We start from the raw sequence: 16,149 nt of genomic DNA on the forward strand, positions 1-16,149 counted from the left end.
TACAATCAGCATTAGTTCAGCATGCTTTATTTCAGAGCGCCCTTCAGCTGACTGGCGGCCAGGTCCTGGGCTTCGCGGGCCTGGGGTACTACGGTACCCATGCCAAAGAATTCGTGGGTTACGTTGTCGTAGTTCTGGTATTTCACGGGAATACCGGCAGCCTGCAGCTTATCGGCGTAGGCTTTCCCTTCACTCATCAGCGGGTCGATGCCGGCTCCGATAACCGTGGCGGGGGCCAGGCCCTTTAGGTTAGCAACTTTCACCAGCGAAATTATGGGGCTGTTGCCCTCGGCGGGGGTGCGCAGGTAGTGCTTGAAGAACCACGCCATGAAGGGTTTGCTTAGCGGCTTGGCACTGGCATTTTTCTGGTAGGAGGGCGTATTCATATCATAGCCGGCGATGGGGTACACCAGTAGTTGGTGTTTGGGCTGGGCAATACCTTTGTCGCGGGCCATGATGCAGACGTTAGCCGCTAAGTTGCCGCCGGCGCTTTCTCCGGCCACCGCTACGCGCTTAGGGTCGCCGTTGATGGAAGCAGCATTCTTCAGCACCCACTGGTACGCCGCAAAAGAGTCGTTATGTGCTGTAGGAAACTTGTGCTCCGGGGCCTGCCGGTATGCTACTGATACGAATATGGCGCCGGTTTTCTCAGCCAGGGCGCGTACGGAAGGGTCATAGGTATCGAGGTTGGCAATAACCCATCCGCCGCCGTGGTAATATACCACCACGGGCAGCGGGCCGGTGGCACCCCGGGGCGTATAAATACGGGCTCTTACTCCGGGGGCTACTTCCTTCGTCACGGTATCCAGCGGGGAGGGAGGCGTCGGAATACCATGCTCCTTCATGACGGCCATCACGGCATCGGTGGGCGAAGGCGCCTTGCGTACTTCCTGGGGCGTAAGCTTTTCCGGAGGAGTAGGGCCGCTTAAGCTGGCTAGCTTATCGATTACCACCTGCATTTCTGGGCCCATGTTAGGTGCCCATGCCGGTGGCGGGCCCGTGGGCTTCAATGGTTTTTGAGTGCCGGCCATAGCAGTATCCCCAGCGGTAGTAGCCATATTGGTGGTATCGGTGGCTACAGTAGTAGTGGATTGCTCCGTTTTGGTTTCCGTACTGCAGCCAAATGAAAAGCCAAGGGCAACTAGCAGGGCTGAAGTCAGGTAGTGTTTTGTCCGAAGGATAAGGGAGAAGTATTGCTTCATGGGGGGTAATGGTTGAATAAGAGTATGACAGTAGAAAAGACCTACGTAAATTTTCAAAGAAGCAGTTGTATGAAATTTGAATATTGAAAAATGGCACTGGAGAAACGATAAAACAATGCGTCTGATTATCAGTCGGAAATCTGTCAGATAGCGCATTTTTTGCCATGAAGCATACTTATCCCAAAATCCCTCGTACATTTGCAGAACCAAACAGTGCGGGGTGGAGCAGTTGGTAGCTCGTTGGGCTCATAACCCAAAGGTCACTGGTTCGAGTCCAGTCCCCGCTACCTAAAAGGGCGTTTCCAATACGGAAGCGCCCTTTTTTATTTGTTTATACTGCAGTTTATACTGCAACTTCGGCCACACCTCTTCCACTTTAAAATTAACTGCGAAGCGGTGAAAATCTCATAACCTTCTCGTTAACAGAGCAGTGCCGCACTTGAGTAAGCGCCTCATCTACCCGCTGGCGGAACAGCCGGCCAATGGGCAACTCTTGAGAGCGTACTTCAATGTGCCGTGTGTTATAGGCCTGAACCTTATCTAGCGCCACGATGAAGGAGCGGTGAATGCGCAGGAAATTGCTTTCGGATGGCTTTTCTTCTAAGCCGTTGATGGTTTGTTTGACAACCAGTCCCGACCCTGTGGTGAGATGAATTTTGACATAGTCCTTCAAGCCTTCTACATATAGAATGTCACACAATTCCACCTTCACCATTTTGCGGTCTAGGCAGAAGTATAGGAATGGTTCAGTGTCAATGTGCAGATGGCCTCTCTGGCTCAGCGACCGGGGATGGTAGCGGTATAGGCGAGACCAATTGAATTCGCCGAATACGTTTGGTGATACTGGTCTTTGTACTGCATAGCCGTGTACTGGAGCCCGACCCCACGGTACGCAATTTCGAAGGTCGGTCCACTGGCTCCTTTAAAAGTGATGTCCTCCCCAATGCCATCGGCCTTAAATTGAATGCCGCGGTGCATGGCTAATCCGGCTCCTATTAGTAATCGGTCCGTTATCATCCAGTTGGCTGTGAAATGGAAGGGCACCCGGGTCAAGCGAATATGCGCATTCTCGGCCGCGGTGGTCACGTACTTATAACCCACAGTGGCTCTTAAGAGCAGCTTCTCAACTTTAGGAACCTGAAATTCCCCGCCTAGGGCAACAGAAATACCTTGCCCTGCTTTAACCGATTGGGTATTTCCATTGGTAAAGTACACTTCGGCGACACGGTCACCGCCTAGTGCTAATGCGCCACCGACTAATAAGCGCGCGTGAGATACTTTTTTCTCGGTTTTCTCGGTTGCTTGCGCAAACCCTTCCTTCAAAGGGGCCATGGCTAAAGAAGCCACTAAAACTAGGTGCTTAAAAGCAGTCATGTGGGAAGTAGTAGAAGTGCTGCTATTGATTTTTGGCTTGTGGCGGATAGTTGCGCTGCCTTGCAAAAGATGCCCGGATCATATCAGGTAGGACAGCAAAGCGGGAAGCGTGGCAACGGCTCCAATATATATTTAGGATATGAAAATATCTATATAATGCTCTTTAAAAATGAAGAGTGGGCGGGACGCAGATTTTTATTTCTGCTTTCGTCAACCGGAAGCTCTGGTGCAATTTTATCGGTTGGAAGTAGACTCACGTAGCCGGATGGATAAAAAAGGCTATTGCTTTTATAATGGGATACTCAAGCGGAGAAAGAGAGTAGTTGCGCCCAGAGCCTTTCCCAGCGCAGCTGGGCTAGGGCATGGCCGTGATGTCATATAGCCAATAATAAGCCGACTCCTTTATCAGAGATTCGGATAAGTGTTAAGGCTTCTGTGAAGTATCTCTTTATTCCGATTTGCGAGGAAGCCCTCAGCCTATTTCACTTTCACCCACAACCACAAGCCCAGCAGCGACACGGCCAACACACCCGCCGCTGAGAGCATGGTAATGGCGTCCCGAATGTTTTTGCCTAAGCTCCCTACCGCATGATACTTATGCAGGAAGGCAAAGGAAAGCCCCTCGTAGCGGTCTGCATTCTCCACGCGGGCAGCCAGGCGCCCGGTGGCTGGCTCAACGTACAGCGTGGTCTGGTGTGGGGTACGGTAGGCGACTTTCACTACGGGCAGGCGCTTGTTAATGAAGCCGTACTCGCCTTCAAAGTGGTCCACCAGCTCTGTTTTCTCTATAGTTTGGGCAGGTTGGCCATCGGCTTCAATTAGGAACGTGTTGGCCAGGAAGCTGGCGTATTGCTTCGTGCCGTTGGGGAGCAGCAGCCCGTTGCTGGTGCTATAGTAGCTGACCTCGGGCGGGCGAACTGCTTCCACCGGCTGTCCGGTACTTGCCCGTGAGGCAGGTTTGCCGCGCCATTTGGCCGACGGGCCCTGCGCCGGCAGGGCGAAAACCTGGTAATATGCTTGCCCGTTGAGCTCTACCAAGCCAACGTTCTGAAGTTGTTGCCAGTCTAGTGGCAATTGGTTAAGGTCCGTGCGTAGCTGGGCAAGTGGAATATAAGGCGCATGTTGAAAGCGCAGGCGCTCATCCGGGTCTAGCTTCATAAAGACATGCCACGCCCCACTGAACGCAAAGGTCAGCGTGACCAGCGCCACCGCCAGGCCTACCCCTCGGTGGTACCGGCGCAGCCAGCCAACGGTATCGGCTGGGTTGCGAGGGTGGCGGAAACGCTTCCACAACAGGCCATAGATGACCAGCCCACTCAGGGCTGAGGCAATAATGATGCTCAGCAGCACCAGCATCACGACTACCCGCACCGTATTGTTGGCAATCAGCTCCAGCCACGACCACGTGTGCAGCAGGCTGAAGACCCGCAGAAAGGTTGCCCGTGTCGGATTGTTGAACGTAGCCAGGCGGGCGGGCATCGTCTCCACGTACACAGTGGATACCCCGGGCCGGTCCAGAGTAATCTTCCACACCGGGAGCAGCCGATTCACAAATGGGTAGTCCTGGGTGAAATGGGTGAGGCGCTCGGCCCTTACCACGCGGGCTGTGGAATCCTGGGTGAAGTAGCGCGCCAGCTGCTCAGCGTATTGCCGGTCCGCATCGCCGGGGAGAGCGGCTCCGCTTACTGCACTGAAATAGCGGGGCGCTGCTGTAGGCGCATCCACCAGCAGCTGGTAGGCCGGTTGGCCTTGCCAGCGCATCAGACGCATGTTGCGTAGCCCCGCCAGCTGGTTTTGCTGCAGGAGCTGCTGCAACGATATCACCGGGCGCAGAGCTGGTAGAGACGGTATTGATTCATTGGCTATCTGCGGCCTCAGCCAATTGCTCATCAACGGGTGAGAGAGTCCGCTCAGGGTCCAGACTATTACCGGAAGGACCGTCAGAATGCCGAGCAGCCGGTGCCAGCGGTACATGTTGCGCAGCACCAAACGACGGACAGGTCCTGCTTGAGCCGGTGGCGTCTGGGTGCGGGAGGTCGTGATTTCCATGGTAAAGCGTGGGGACGGGCTGCTAGTGCTGGCCAGTGAAGTTGTATTGAATGCCAGTAGCAAAGGTGCGGGGCGCGCCGGGGGTGTAGGTGGCCCGGTCTGTCTTATTGTTGCCGCGGGTGGCGGCCGTAGCGTAGCGCTCATCCGTGACGTTGAGCACATTCACAAACACTTCCAACGTCTCATGCCAGCTGTATCCCGTGCGCAGGTTGAGTACGCTCACACCCCGGGCCCCGAACAGACCTTCATCTTCGTACTTTACATGATTAATCTGATCCTGATACCAGGAGCTGATGCGCTGGTATTCGCCGGCCACGCGCAGCCCTTTTAGCCACTGGGGCTTATAGGTCAATTCCGTATTGGCTACCCAGCGCGGTGCCTGGGGCATCTGCTTGCCATTCACATCCTTCACTGCATCTGTGGCCCGGGTGCTGAGTACGAACTCCTCAAAGCGATGCACTGCGTTGGTGCTCCCGAAGCGAAAGAAAAGCTCTGCCGTGGGCTTATAGGTCAGGCCATACTCAATGCCCCGGTGCAACGTCTTACCTGCACTTTGGTAGTCAGTCGAGTTGTCGGGCTGGCGGATGTTGAGCAGCTCGTTACGGCCATCCAGCTGATAGAGCGCCACATCCAGGTACACTTTGCCCTCCAGCAGCGAGGCCCAGCCACCCACTTCGCGGTTGTAGAAGCGGGCGGGCTTCAGGTTATAGTAAAACTCCGCCGGGGCACCGGCGGGCGTGTTGGGCTTCTTACGGAAAATAGAAGTCAGCCCGGGCGGGGAGAAGCCCTGTGAGTAGTTGGCGTACACTCCCCGGCCGTGTCCCAAATCATAGGTAAGCCCAATTTTGGGGGTGGCCTGCTGGTACACCTTCGAGCCGGTAGACTGGTCCAGGTAGTTGTGATAGTCAAAGGCCAGGCGGTCAAAGCGTCCCCCCAATGTAAGCTGCAATGCAGCCAGGCGGTTAATGGGGTGCAGATCCAGCTGCGCGTACACAGCCGAGTTGCGCAGATTGGTGTCGTAGTCGGCAATGGGCAGATCCGGGCGGTCGGCGGTGATGGTGTACCGCTCTACCGAGCGGCCATCGGCCCGCAACTTAGCCGCCAGGTCAATCTGGTGGGCATCGTACCGGGTGGGCGAGTAGTCAAAACTGGCCCCACTGATGAGACGGGAGTCGAGCCACGCCATTTTTACGCTGTGCTGGGCCAGCAGCCCGTAGCTCTTGAAGGCGTTGACGTTGATTTCCCCTCGGGCTTTGGTTGGGTCATTGGTAGGTGAGGGAGTCGGGTTCCAGCGGATGCCGTAGCTGGGGTTCTGGCCCACGCTGTTGTCGCGGAAGTAAGCCGTGAGGGAGGAAGTATTTTGTGCGTTCCACTGGTAGTCCGCCGCCAGACGGGCTCGTAGGGCGTAGGTCTTGCGGTAGGTGAAGTCCGAGGTGGAGGAGTACTCGCGGCGATAATAGGCCACGCTGTCTACCGAGCTACTGGTTTGCGAGTCGTAGTCGTTGTAGGATATGGCTCCCGTCAGGCGGGTTTTCTCCGACAGGGCGTACTCCACCCGGCCGTTCACGCTCACCTTATCGTAGTCCGAGCTGGCCAGCCAGGAATTCCGCTGGCGGGCCACGTAACCGCTGAGAAAACCGCCGAGTTTAGCATTCACCATACCCCCGCCACCGAACTGGGCGCGGCCATATCCATACTGGTCGCCCTGCACGCCCACGCTAAAGGTCGGCACACTGGTGGGCTGCTTGGTCAGCACGTTGATGGCGCCGCCCACGGCCTCCGGCCCATAGAGCGAAGAGGCAGGTCCCTTCACTACCTCGATGGAGTTGATGGCCAGTGGGTTGGTTTCCAGCAGAGCATTGTGGTTGAATACGCCCATAGGCCGCAGGGGGAGGCCATCTTCCAGATAGAGGAAGTAGGCGTTGGTGCCGAAGGGCTGGCGGATGCCCATAGCGTGCTGCTCGTTGCCGTAATTGAGCATGACCACGCCCGGAACCTTATTAATCAGCTCCGTGAGCAGGGTAGCCTTGGTGTCCTGGAGGACAGTAGGCGAGATTTTGGAGATGGCCACCGGCGCTTCTGTGCGCAACTGTGCTTCCCGGCTGGCAGTAACCACAACCGTCTGTAGGTCTTCCACTGCGGGCTGCAGGGCCACGCGCAGAACCTGATTATCCGCAGTAGGCGTGAGCGTGACAGAACGGTAGCCCACAGCCGAGATGAGCAGCTGGGGCGCATCCGTGGGCAGGGTAAAGTAGCCCGAGTGATTGGTGACGGTACCCGTTTTACTGTCGGGGGTGCGCACCGTGGCCCCAATCAGGGGTTCTTTGGTGGTGGCATCATACACCCGACCCGAAAAGGTATGCTGTGCCAGGGCCGCCTGGCTGACGAGCAGCGTCAGGGGGAGCAGGAGAAAATGTTTCACAAGTAGAAAGATGGCAGATGGAAGGCAGGGCCACGCCCGCCCCAGCACCGGATAAGCGCCAGGGCCGGGCCACATAGGCCTGTCAAAACTCAGGAAAAGTGAGTAGTCATCTGCCCTTATGCAGGCGGGTGGTCGGGCCCTGGCTTGTCCCAGACATAGCTACCAACTGGCAGGATGGCATAGCGCACGCGGCTATGAAAAGCAGCGAGAGGATCAGGCAGCGCCAGCAACTCCAGGTCTGGACAGTAGAGAGTAATTTTGTGAAACGCTTGTTTGCCACCTATCGGCTGCGGCTGGGCTGCGTCGGCAGCCTTCAGTCGCTTGGCCAGGTGGCACTTTCCATTACAGCGCATCTGTGGCTTGTTGCGGTTCACGCACAAAACCCGGGCCACATAGTCGCGCTGCAGCCACCAGGTAGCCACAATGCCCAGCCGCCCGGCACCGTGCACCGAGAGAGAACAGAGAAGCAAAAGGGCAACGACCTGACGCATGCAGCAGACCAAATAAGCCGCCAAATCGGCGACCATACCGTAAAGGAAGGGGTTAGTAAGGCTATTCCCAAGCTAGAGCTGGGCATTCACAGACTCGATTGTCAGAGCCGCCGGGTTGCTTACTATAAATTATTCCTTGTTTTGGGCCGACTCTACGGGTTGCAATCTGCACCTCCATCAGAACTCCTGTTTAATCCACCCTTTCAGCGTCTTATTCTCGCCGCAAAAATGAAAGGCGCTGCCTTCCTGCTCACGAGCTTCCTAAGTATGGATGCTTTGCCGCCATTGTTACCCGCTGCGCTTGCCCCCAGCGCAATAAGTGCTGGTAGATACTTTCCTCAGCGGTTGTATCCTGTAAAACCTGTTGATAGGTTCTTTTTTGAATTTCCAGACAAAAGCGGATTAGCAGCTCACTCTTGAAATAGGAGCGGGCTATGCTGGTGCCATCGGCTAAGTGGATATCCCACCCACCCGGGGTTATGCTTTCCGCTTGTTGCAGCTGCTCCAGGCTTTGCAGCAAGGTAGCCTGGCCCTGGGTGTGGTGAGCCACATATTCTGCGTAACCTTCCCATTTCCAGGAGGGGTAGCGGGCCAGCGGATTGGAGTGCCACCAGCCGAGCTGGTGCACCTGATAACAATGCGTGGCTTCGTGAGCGAGCAACCGCACCAAATTCCAATGATAACCATGCAGGGCTACCCAGTTGGCGGCGCTATTTACCTCACCATTCAATACGACCTTATTGGCAAAGCCCCAGCCAAAGGCAGGACCCCAGAGCTTCTCTACCAACCGTGGATACCAGGATCCATCGTTGAGACACACTTCCAGGTGTAACCGGTCATCAAAGCAGGGGCTCTGCTGGACCATGTCTCGCGCCTGTTCCAACCGCTGCATCAGAGTGGCATCCAGTGCTTGGGTATGGTAGATGGTATAATGGGGTGTGGCCGTCTTATGGGCATAGAGCAGCCCGGGATTCAACACCAAAAGGATGAACCCCAGCCCCGGTAAGACGATGCCGGAGAGAAACCATAATCCCCATTTCGTACCGCTGTACCTCATTTGAAACAAGATAAGTTTTTCTGGTTTTGAAGCTTCCGCGTAATATCTGGCTTGAGTTAATGCCTCAAATAAACCGGCCTATACCTTCTTTCGCGCGAGTTTTGGCAACGGCTGTTTTTTGCTGCCAGGGCTGATCCATTCTGCCGCTAAGGCACCTTAGTTCAATCGGAGACCCTGCTGCGTGAAGCGGCGGTAAATACCAGCCAGGATTTCGCTTTTCAAAACCTGCTCCTGCCGGATGTTATTGATCCAGAACAGCACCTTCAGATCATAAACTTCCCCGTGAACCGCACTGAGCAGAATTTCGGGCGGCATTTTGTGCAGGGTGCTGGGGTGGTGAATCACTTCCTCTCTGATCAACTGCTTCGCCTTTTCCAGGTCAGTGCCGGGGGCCAGCTTCAGGCCCAGCTCCACGCGGATGTGGTTGTTGCTCTGCGTCCAGTTGATGACGTGGCCGGAAAGCAAGTCCCCATTGGGCACAATGATTTCGGACCCGGACAGGGAAATCAGCTTGCTGGCGCGGATGCCAATATCCTTCACACGGCCCGTTTTGCCGGTCACCTCAATAAAGTCGCCGACCTGGAAGGGGCGCTCGAAAATCAGGATGATGCCTGAAACGAAGTTGTTGATAATATTTTGCAAACCCAGGCCTACACCCACACCCAGGGCCCCCACCACAATGGTGATTTTATCCAGCGGCAGGCCTGAGGCCATTACTGCCAGCAGAAAGCCGACGGCCAGCAGCACCAGCCGGATGGCTACCATCCAGGATCCGCGGCGTTGTTCCTGAATGGTGGAGAACTGGTCGTCTGTCTCGCCAAAAAAGTAGCCAACGTAGCGTTGCAGCAGTAGCGAAAGGTAGATAATGGCGATAAACAAGACGATATTGGCCAGGCTGAAGTTGATGCTGCCGAGGTGATGCGGTGTGGTCAGCAGATGCTCCAGGAAGCGGTAAATGGGCCGGTACAGATTGAGGTTGGAGGTGAAGTTCATCAGCCACAGCCCGCACACAATAACGGAGAGGAGTGTGCGTAGCCCCTGCTCAATTTTCTGAAAGTTGAGCCGTCCGGCCTGCCGGTTTCGCTGTATCTGTAAATGGAAAGCCTCGGTGAGGAGCCGTACAAAGACCGACAGGGAAATGATTTGTGTGAGGCCCAGAATACCACTGCTGCTGAAGAGCTTGACCAGGCTCAGGTGCCCGGTGAGGTTGCCAAGCGCAGCCAGCGCATTCAGCAGCACGAACAACCAAATGACAGGGGGCACAAATGGCGCCAGGCCAGGACCCCGCCGCAGTTCCCGCGCCAACCCAATGCCTACGCCTACCGCCGTCAGATTCAGCAGCAGCATGGCCCAGCGCAGGCCAAGGCCGGGTTGATTGGTGGCGTAAGTGAAGGTGAGGCCAAAAAACAGCCCTACAACGCTTAGCCAATACCAGAACTGCCGCCGCGGCCAGCTGCGCCAGAAAAGCACACTGAGCGACACCACCAGCGGCAGCTCCAGCAAATCCGTATAGGCGGCGGGCGGATTCAGGTCAAAAAAGGGGGCCACGCTGAATACTACTACCAGCGTAGCAGCTACCGGCACAGGTTGCAGATAGCGGAAGGGTTGCTTCTCGGGGGGTAAGGCCCCGGCCGCCTGATTCACATGATGAAAGTTACGGGACACCCAGGTGAAGAAACCCGCCCCCAACAGCAGCATCCATACTCCAAAGTGCCAGTTCTGCCGGAAGTAGTAGCCCAGTAGGTGGCGCTGACTGGCGTAAGACTCGCGCACCAGCTGCCCGGCTGGGCGCTCAACAGTGGGAGCCGACACTCCCCACAGCGGCTCGTTAGCTGCCTGCGCGGTGCGACGGGTAAAGCGCCACATCTGTCCGCGCACCTGATCCTGAAGCTCCAGGGCCTGAATATAGCCGTCAGAAACGCGGGTTTGCAGCTGGGCTACCGTGCGCTGGTTGCGGACCAGTAGCCGGCGGGCACGCTGCTGTTTATGCATCAGGCGGATGGTACTGGAGCCCAGCGCCGTGGTTGTATCAGCCGGTATTGGAATAGGATGCTGAGTGAGGGAGTCCAGTTGCGCTTGCATGCGTATCAGGCGTTTCCCCTGCATGGCGAGCTGGCTGCGCCAGGTGCTTAGCTGGGCCTGCATATCCGTGAGCAACACCTGAAACAGACCCATCTGCTTGAGGTTAATGACGCTACTGTACTTGGTTAAGTTTTGCCGGATGGTTTTTAAATTTTCCTCTATATCGGGTAGTTCTTCGGCCAAATCCTCCATCGCATCTGTGCGGCGGGCGCCGCCACTGATGCGGCCCAACACGAGGTAGGCCTGTTCCACCCGCTGCGCAGCATCCAGCTCATTTCCCGGAGCTACTCCCCGCGAGGAAGAAGGCTTAGCCCGGATGGAATCCTGCGCCAGGGCAGGAATTGGGCATAGCTGCCAGATGGCAAGCCAAAGCAACATAAACAGCCCCGGCAACCGTTGTGGCGCCAGGAAGCGTCCCTTCACTAGAAGGTCAGGATACAATTTGCGGGCGAATTGCTGATTCATGGCGAAGCATACTCGGATCTACTGCACAGGATGGACCTAAGCGGTATAATTGCCTGCCTAGCCGCGCTCAAGTTCCGGCAAGGCATGCGCTACGTGCAGGCTTCGCAGCATGGGGCTTTTCTTGCGCTGGTGGGCCTGCATGCGCCGCAAAATGTCATCCAGAATGTGAACTGCCTCTACCACGCGCGGCCCTTTATTAAGCATAACGCATTCGGCCCGGTCGCCCATGGCTGCATCCGTAATTTCAGCGCGGGAGGGCATGCCGCCCCGGGCCAGGCTTTCCAGCACCTGCGTAGCCCAAATAACCGGTACGTGGGCTGCCTCGCACAGCCACAGGATTTCCTCCTGCACTTCCGCTAAACGCTCAAAACCACATTCTACGGCCAGGTCGCCCCGGGCAATCATTACCCCGCAGCTGCCTGCCTGCATCGCACTCAGCAGTAGCGCCGGCAAATGATCAAACCCCCGCCGGGTTTCTATTTTCAGGATGATGGGCAGCTGCCGCCCCCCCAGCTTAGCTATCTGTTGCTGTAGCATGGCCACATCTTCCACCCGGTTTACAAACGAGAGAGCCACCATATCAGCATGCTGTACCACAAAGGAGAGGTCCTGCACATCCTTGGCCGTTAACGCGGCCAGCGGCAGCTGGCTATCGGGTAGGTTGATGCTTTTATCGTTGCGCAGCTTTTCGCCCTGCATCCGGGCCTGCGTAATGCGCACGTGCAGCGTACCAGGTTCTACCTGCTCCACTATTCCTCCGATTTTCCCATCATCAAACCAAATTCGCTCCCCTGGCTGCACATGGTCCAATACCTCGGGTAAGGTGCAGCTGATGACCGCCGGCACGTGATTGTTTGGACCCGCTTCACTGACTATCTCAGCGGGCGAGCTAGGACGTTGCGTGAGCAAGAGCACATCACCAGGTCGAAGCAGCAGATACGCCTCCAGGTGCGGTAGCCGCTGAATGGTAGCCGGGCCAAAGGGACTTAGAAACCGGGTATATGCGGTGAAATATGCCGTTTTAAGCAGGTGTGCCCAGCAGCCCTCTGCGCTGGTGCTATGAATGAGCAACTGGCGCCTGGCCCCGCGTGCATCCCAAAAGGGAATGGTGTCGCCGGGGTGCAATGCCTGCAGCCAGCCGGCAGGGAAGACCAGGCTGGCGGCGGCCTCCACCGGCACCGGCTGTGGCTGCTCAGGCCGGGTTAGCCACAGCCGAGCCGGTGCCAGCACCCGGCCGTAGGCATCACGCACTGGTTGCACCTGCAACACCGCCGGCCCCGGCACCAGCCCCATCGTGCGCAGTTTGGGGCCGGCCAAGTCCATACTGATTCGGCAGGATCGGCCTAAAGCGCGCTCCGCCCGGCGCAGGTGCTGAATCATTTGCAGCCAGGCAGCAGTATCATCATGGGCGCAGTTGATACGCATACAATCCATACCCTGCCGCAGCAGCTCCAATACCAGGGAATAGTCGGTGGCGGCCGTGCTCGGCATAGTGACCATAATGCGCACGTCGCGCTCTATCGGGGCAGGCCCCAGGAGAGTTTGACTGTGTTCAACCAGCAGGCGGGAGCCGTTGTAAAAGTTGGGGGCCTGACCTAGTAAGAGCAGGGGAGCAGGTTCAACAGGATACACTAACTCATGCAGCACGGCCAGCACCGCATCCACAGATGCCAACGCATGCGCTTCGGCTCGCCCCAGCGACGACAGCCCGAGGGCGGCCAATTGCTGCTGCAAGGGGCGTAAGTCGCGCTGGCGGAGGGCCAGGTAGTGCACCAGGTTGTGGGCGCCCTGCTGAAAAGCCGGATGCACCTGCTGTAAGCGGGCAGCTGCTTGTGAACTGGCCCGTAGCATATCGTGACGCAGGGACGTGAGCTTAGCCAGTAGGCCAGTCAGTTCAGAGGCATGCCGCGCAGCAAACGAAAGCGAATTACCTGGTTCAACCATAACAAGCAGCAGTTGCGGCCGCCACAGCCGGGGCCGGAAGTAGTAGCTATGCTACATGAGCATTCTGCACTATACTGCTTATAATTTGCAAATTAATTATAAGGCTATTGCGCTTTTAGTTATGATTCCTATTCCGGCGTTAGCAATAAGTGAAAGGTAGTATAGTTGCGGCGCACTTGATTGCTCCTAATGCAGGCAGTCCCCGAAATCCTCATAAGCTTGGAGAAAGCTGGAAATCGAAAAAGCGTCGTGGGGAGAAGAAGATAGGGTCGGCTCAGCCTAGTTTATTCTGTTGTAGCAACTGTTAGCCAGTCATGGGCGGCTTCCTCGGTTGGGAAAAAGGCGAATTGTAGGTCTTCTGTTAAGCCACTCCCGATGGTACGCGCCGCCAACCGGCTCAGGGGCTGGCCTGCTTCTACAATAGCGCATTGGCCATAATGTACCTGTTGTATCGCTCGCGGAATCCATTCCTGTACTAGCCAGGTCTGTATGTCTACCGGCAACGGGGGCCGCTGCCCATGGAGGGAAAGCAGCTTGGTAGCACCATGATAGTGCATAGCATTTAAGGCATGTTCGTAAATGGCCTGTAGTTCGGGAGCAGATACCCGGACCGGCTGCCAGGCTATTCGCACATAACCCGCCCCATCCGGGATGTAGCTAATGGAGGCGGACTCATTATGAAAGTATTGCACTAGCGAGGCTGGTTAGGATAGCGAAACTACTATTTATTCCTCACTTCCGGGAATGAGCTTCTGATAGCCTCCAGGATATGTTGACTAAGCCATTGCTTAGGGAAGGATATCCGCCTCAACTGGCTATTCAGACCAAAGGAGAGTTACTATCAGTAGAAAGCCAGGCAGGCTGGGGGAGGCATTCCATGCGAGGCAGGCCTTCTCAAAATAGGGCCGCTTCTCCCGTACTTCTTCAGGGCCTAACTAGTATCTTGCTCGCTAGGTGCCAAAACGCGGAGGCAGTAACTGCCTCTGATTCAATTGTACTGCCCACCCTTTTTTCTCCCTATGCTAAATATTATACCCTTATCCTGGGCGCGGCAAGCGCTGACCGTCGGCGCCATCCTATGTACGTCGCTATTCTTCGCCTCATCCGCCAAAGCCCAAACTTTTGCCAAAGGCGGCGACACGGGCTGGCTCCAGCAGATGGAAGCCAACGGCTATAAGTTCTACAACGAGCAGGGCGTAGAGCAGGACTGCTTTCAAATTCTCAAAGACAAGGGCATCAACTCCATTCGACTGCGGGTGTGGGTAAATCCCTCCATGGTGGACTGGGTGAACGGTCATTGCAGCCCCGCTGAAGTAGTAACAATGGCCACACGCGCAAAGAACCTGGGCCTGCGCATTATGATTGACTTTCACTACAGCGACAGTTGGGCTGACCCAGGTAAGCAAACCAAACCCGCTGCCTGGGCCAATCATAACTTCCAGCAGCTGAAGACGGACGTGTACGACCACACCGCCAGCGTGATGAATGCACTGAAAGCCAGTGGTGTGACGCCGGAGTGGGTGCAAGTGGGCAATGAGATACCCAACGGCATGCTATGGCCCGAAGGCAACACTTCGAACTTCAGCCAGCTCACGCAGCTCATCAATCAAGGCTACGATGCGGTCAAAGCGGTGAGTCCGACGACGAAGGTGGTTGTCCACCTCGACAAAGGCAACGACAACGCCCGGTTCCGCTCCTTTTTCGACAAGCTTACCACCAACGGGGGCAAGTACGATGTCATTGGCATGTCGTATTATCCCTACTGGCTCAACCAGGAGTACACGGTTTCCATTAGCGGCCTGCAATACAACCTCAACGACATGGCCAGCCGCTACGGCAAAGAGGTCATTGTAGCCGAAGTGGGCGGCGACTGCACCAACGCGGCCCAGAACACCTACGATATGCTGGTGGCCGTGCAAAACGCTGTGTTTGGCGTGCCGAACAGCAAGGGGCTGGGGGTATTTTACTGGGAGCCCGAGGGTTACCGAAGTTTTAGCGGCTACCAGTTAAGTGCCTGGGCAAACGATGGCAAGCCCTCAACAGCGTTGAACGCATTTTTGGTTACCCCTACAGCCCCTCCCGTTACGCCTCCCAGTACCAACCTGGTGACCAATCCCGGCTTTGAGGCTAATGGGGCTTCCACCCAAACCCCGACGGACTGGACGAGTTGGGCCAACTCTACCGCCAACTACGCGGCCGACAAAACCGAAACGGGCGGCCAGGCCAGCACTTACCGCCTCACGCACTGGTTGGGCTCGGCTTATCAGGTCAGCACGTACCAAGTGAAAACCGGCCTCGCCAATGGTACCTACACCCTCAAAGCCTGGGTCATGAACGGCGGCGGCCAGAAAGCCTGTCAGCTTTACGCCAAGAACTTCGGTGGAACAGAAAAAAACTACGCGCTGCCCGTCACCAGCACCTGGGCTCAGATTCAGATTCAGGGCATTCAGGTATCCAATGGCCAGTGCGAGTTTGGCTTATGGTCAGATGCCAACGCCGGTAACTGGTGCAGCATCGATAACGTGGAGCTGAGCCCTGCGGCGGTAGCTACTTCGGCCGTTACGCCAGCTCAGTTACCTACGGCGAATGAGGCGCGTACTGGAAGTCGCCTTTATCCTAATCCAGTAGCCGATGTACTCACACTTGTTCTACCCAAAGGAGTAGCTGGAGCAACCGTGCGCATCTACTCGCTTACTGGTAAGGCCGTACTGACACAGACCTTCGCAGGCGCAGCCCGGTATCAATATCTGGACGTGTCTCATTTAGCCACCGGCCTCTATCAGGCACAGCTGGAAGTAGGCGGCCAGACCGAAATCTACAAGTTTATCAAGCAATAATAGGCAGCGCCTGTTGGCTAACACATGTTCCGAGCGGAGCTAGGCATAGCCAAGGGGCATTATCTTTTATTTCAGTTCCAGCATCACAACTGACCTTGGAGGAAAGGCCACGCTCAGCTTGTCGTCCCATTTGTGGGCTTCGGTAAAGGCGGCCAGCTGTACGGTGCCGGGCTTCTAGAAGGTGTTGTAATCACTCACCTTGGCAGAGGTCAGGATGTGGCCGGTA

11 protein-coding genes and 1 tRNA gene are annotated in these 16,149 nt (G+C 56.3%); 2 read left to right on the plus strand and 10 right to left on the minus strand.

From position 1 onward, the window contains the following. Positions 1-26: 26 nt before the first annotated feature. Positions 27-1,202 carry an alpha/beta hydrolase gene (locus Q4G72_RS02345; protein WP_303309828.1) on the minus strand — a complete coding sequence of 392 codons (1,176 nt, stop codon included), beginning with the start codon at positions 1,200-1,202 and terminating at the stop codon, positions 27-29. Positions 1,203-1,416: 214 nt separating this feature from the next. Between Q4G72_RS02345 and Q4G72_RS02350 the strand changes: the two genes are divergently transcribed. Then, positions 1,417-1,489: transfer RNA gene (locus Q4G72_RS02350), tRNA-Met, on the plus strand. Between the two features lie 95 nt (positions 1,490-1,584). On the opposite strand, the gene Q4G72_RS02355 is transcribed toward Q4G72_RS02350, so the two are convergent. The 9 genes from Q4G72_RS02355 to Q4G72_RS02395 form a co-directional block, all read right to left on the minus strand. Beyond that, positions 1,585-1,917, minus strand: coding sequence for a LytR/AlgR family response regulator transcription factor (locus Q4G72_RS02355; protein ID WP_303309829.1), 333 nt, complete (start codon positions 1,915-1,917; stop codon positions 1,585-1,587). 62 nt (positions 1,918-1,979) lie between these two features. Then, positions 1,980-2,576 (minus strand): hypothetical protein, encoded by a 597-nt coding sequence (locus Q4G72_RS02360; RefSeq protein WP_303309830.1) that lies wholly within the window; start codon positions 2,574-2,576, stop codon positions 1,980-1,982. Between the two features lie 477 nt (positions 2,577-3,053). Continuing rightward, positions 3,054-4,625: a PepSY domain-containing protein gene (locus tag Q4G72_RS02365; protein WP_303309831.1), complete on the minus strand. Its 1,572-nt coding sequence runs from the start codon at positions 4,623-4,625 to the stop codon at positions 3,054-3,056. 22 nt (positions 4,626-4,647) lie between these two features. Continuing rightward, positions 4,648-7,047: a TonB-dependent receptor gene (locus tag Q4G72_RS02370; protein ID WP_303309832.1), complete on the minus strand. Its 2,400-nt coding sequence runs from the start codon at positions 7,045-7,047 to the stop codon at positions 4,648-4,650. 116 nt (positions 7,048-7,163) lie between these two features. Then, complete coding sequence (locus tag Q4G72_RS02375; protein WP_303309833.1) at positions 7,164-7,538, minus strand: hypothetical protein; 375 nt, start codon at positions 7,536-7,538, stop codon at positions 7,164-7,166. Positions 7,539-7,788: 250 nt separating this feature from the next. Next, complete coding sequence (locus tag Q4G72_RS02380; RefSeq protein WP_303309834.1) at positions 7,789-8,595, minus strand: hypothetical protein; 807 nt, start codon at positions 8,593-8,595, stop codon at positions 7,789-7,791. 156 nt (positions 8,596-8,751) lie between these two features. Beyond that, a complete protein-coding gene (locus tag Q4G72_RS02385) occupies positions 8,752-11,142 on the minus strand; it encodes a mechanosensitive ion channel domain-containing protein (RefSeq protein ID WP_303309835.1) in 2,391 nt (796 codons plus the stop codon). Positions 11,143-11,199: 57 nt separating this feature from the next. Continuing rightward, complete coding sequence (locus Q4G72_RS02390) at positions 11,200-13,086, minus strand: pyruvate kinase (RefSeq protein ID WP_303309836.1); 1,887 nt, start codon at positions 13,084-13,086, stop codon at positions 11,200-11,202. Between the two features lie 284 nt (positions 13,087-13,370). Beyond that, positions 13,371-13,778: a hypothetical protein gene (locus tag Q4G72_RS02395; RefSeq protein WP_303309837.1), complete on the minus strand. Its 408-nt coding sequence runs from the start codon at positions 13,776-13,778 to the stop codon at positions 13,371-13,373. 327 nt (positions 13,779-14,105) lie between these two features. Between Q4G72_RS02395 and Q4G72_RS02400 the strand changes: the two genes are divergently transcribed. After that, the gene (locus Q4G72_RS02400) at positions 14,106-15,923 is read left to right on the plus strand and encodes a glycosyl hydrolase 53 family protein (protein WP_303309838.1); all 1,818 of its coding nucleotides are present in this window, start codon (positions 14,106-14,108) and stop codon (positions 15,921-15,923) included. The last annotated feature ends 226 nt before the right edge of the window (positions 15,924-16,149 follow it).

Source organism: Hymenobacter sp. BT730 (assembly GCF_030542105.1).
In the GTDB taxonomy this organism is placed as follows: Bacteria; Bacteroidota; Bacteroidia; order Cytophagales; family Hymenobacteraceae; genus Hymenobacter.

What these genes read in the sequence shown, in the direction of transcription:
- Q4G72_RS02375 (WP_303309833.1), bottom strand. Translation starts at nt 7,538, where the DNA reads ATGCGTCAGGTCGTTGCCCTTTTGCTTCTCTGTTCTCTCTCGGTGCAC.
- Q4G72_RS02360 (WP_303309830.1), bottom strand. Translation starts at nt 2,576, where the DNA reads ATGACTGCTTTTAAGCACCTAGTTTTAGTGGCTTCTTTAGCCATGGCC.
- Q4G72_RS02390 (WP_303309836.1), bottom strand. Translation starts at nt 13,086, where the DNA reads ATGGTTGAACCAGGTAATTCGCTTTCGTTTGCTGCGCGGCATGCCTCT.
- Q4G72_RS02355 (WP_303309829.1), bottom strand. Translation starts at nt 1,917, where the DNA reads ATGGTGAAGGTGGAATTGTGTGACATTCTATATGTAGAAGGCTTGAAG.
- Q4G72_RS02365 (WP_303309831.1), bottom strand. Translation starts at nt 4,625, where the DNA reads ATGGAAATCACGACCTCCCGCACCCAGACGCCACCGGCTCAAGCAGGA.
- Q4G72_RS02380 (WP_303309834.1), bottom strand. Translation starts at nt 8,595, where the DNA reads ATGAGGTACAGCGGTACGAAATGGGGATTATGGTTTCTCTCCGGCATC.
- Q4G72_RS02345 (WP_303309828.1), bottom strand. Translation starts at nt 1,202, where the DNA reads ATGAAGCAATACTTCTCCCTTATCCTTCGGACAAAACACTACCTGACT.
- Q4G72_RS02400 (WP_303309838.1), top strand. Translation starts at nt 14,106, where the DNA reads ATGCTAAATATTATACCCTTATCCTGGGCGCGGCAAGCGCTGACCGTC.
- Q4G72_RS02385 (WP_303309835.1), bottom strand. Translation starts at nt 11,142, where the DNA reads ATGAATCAGCAATTCGCCCGCAAATTGTATCCTGACCTTCTAGTGAAG.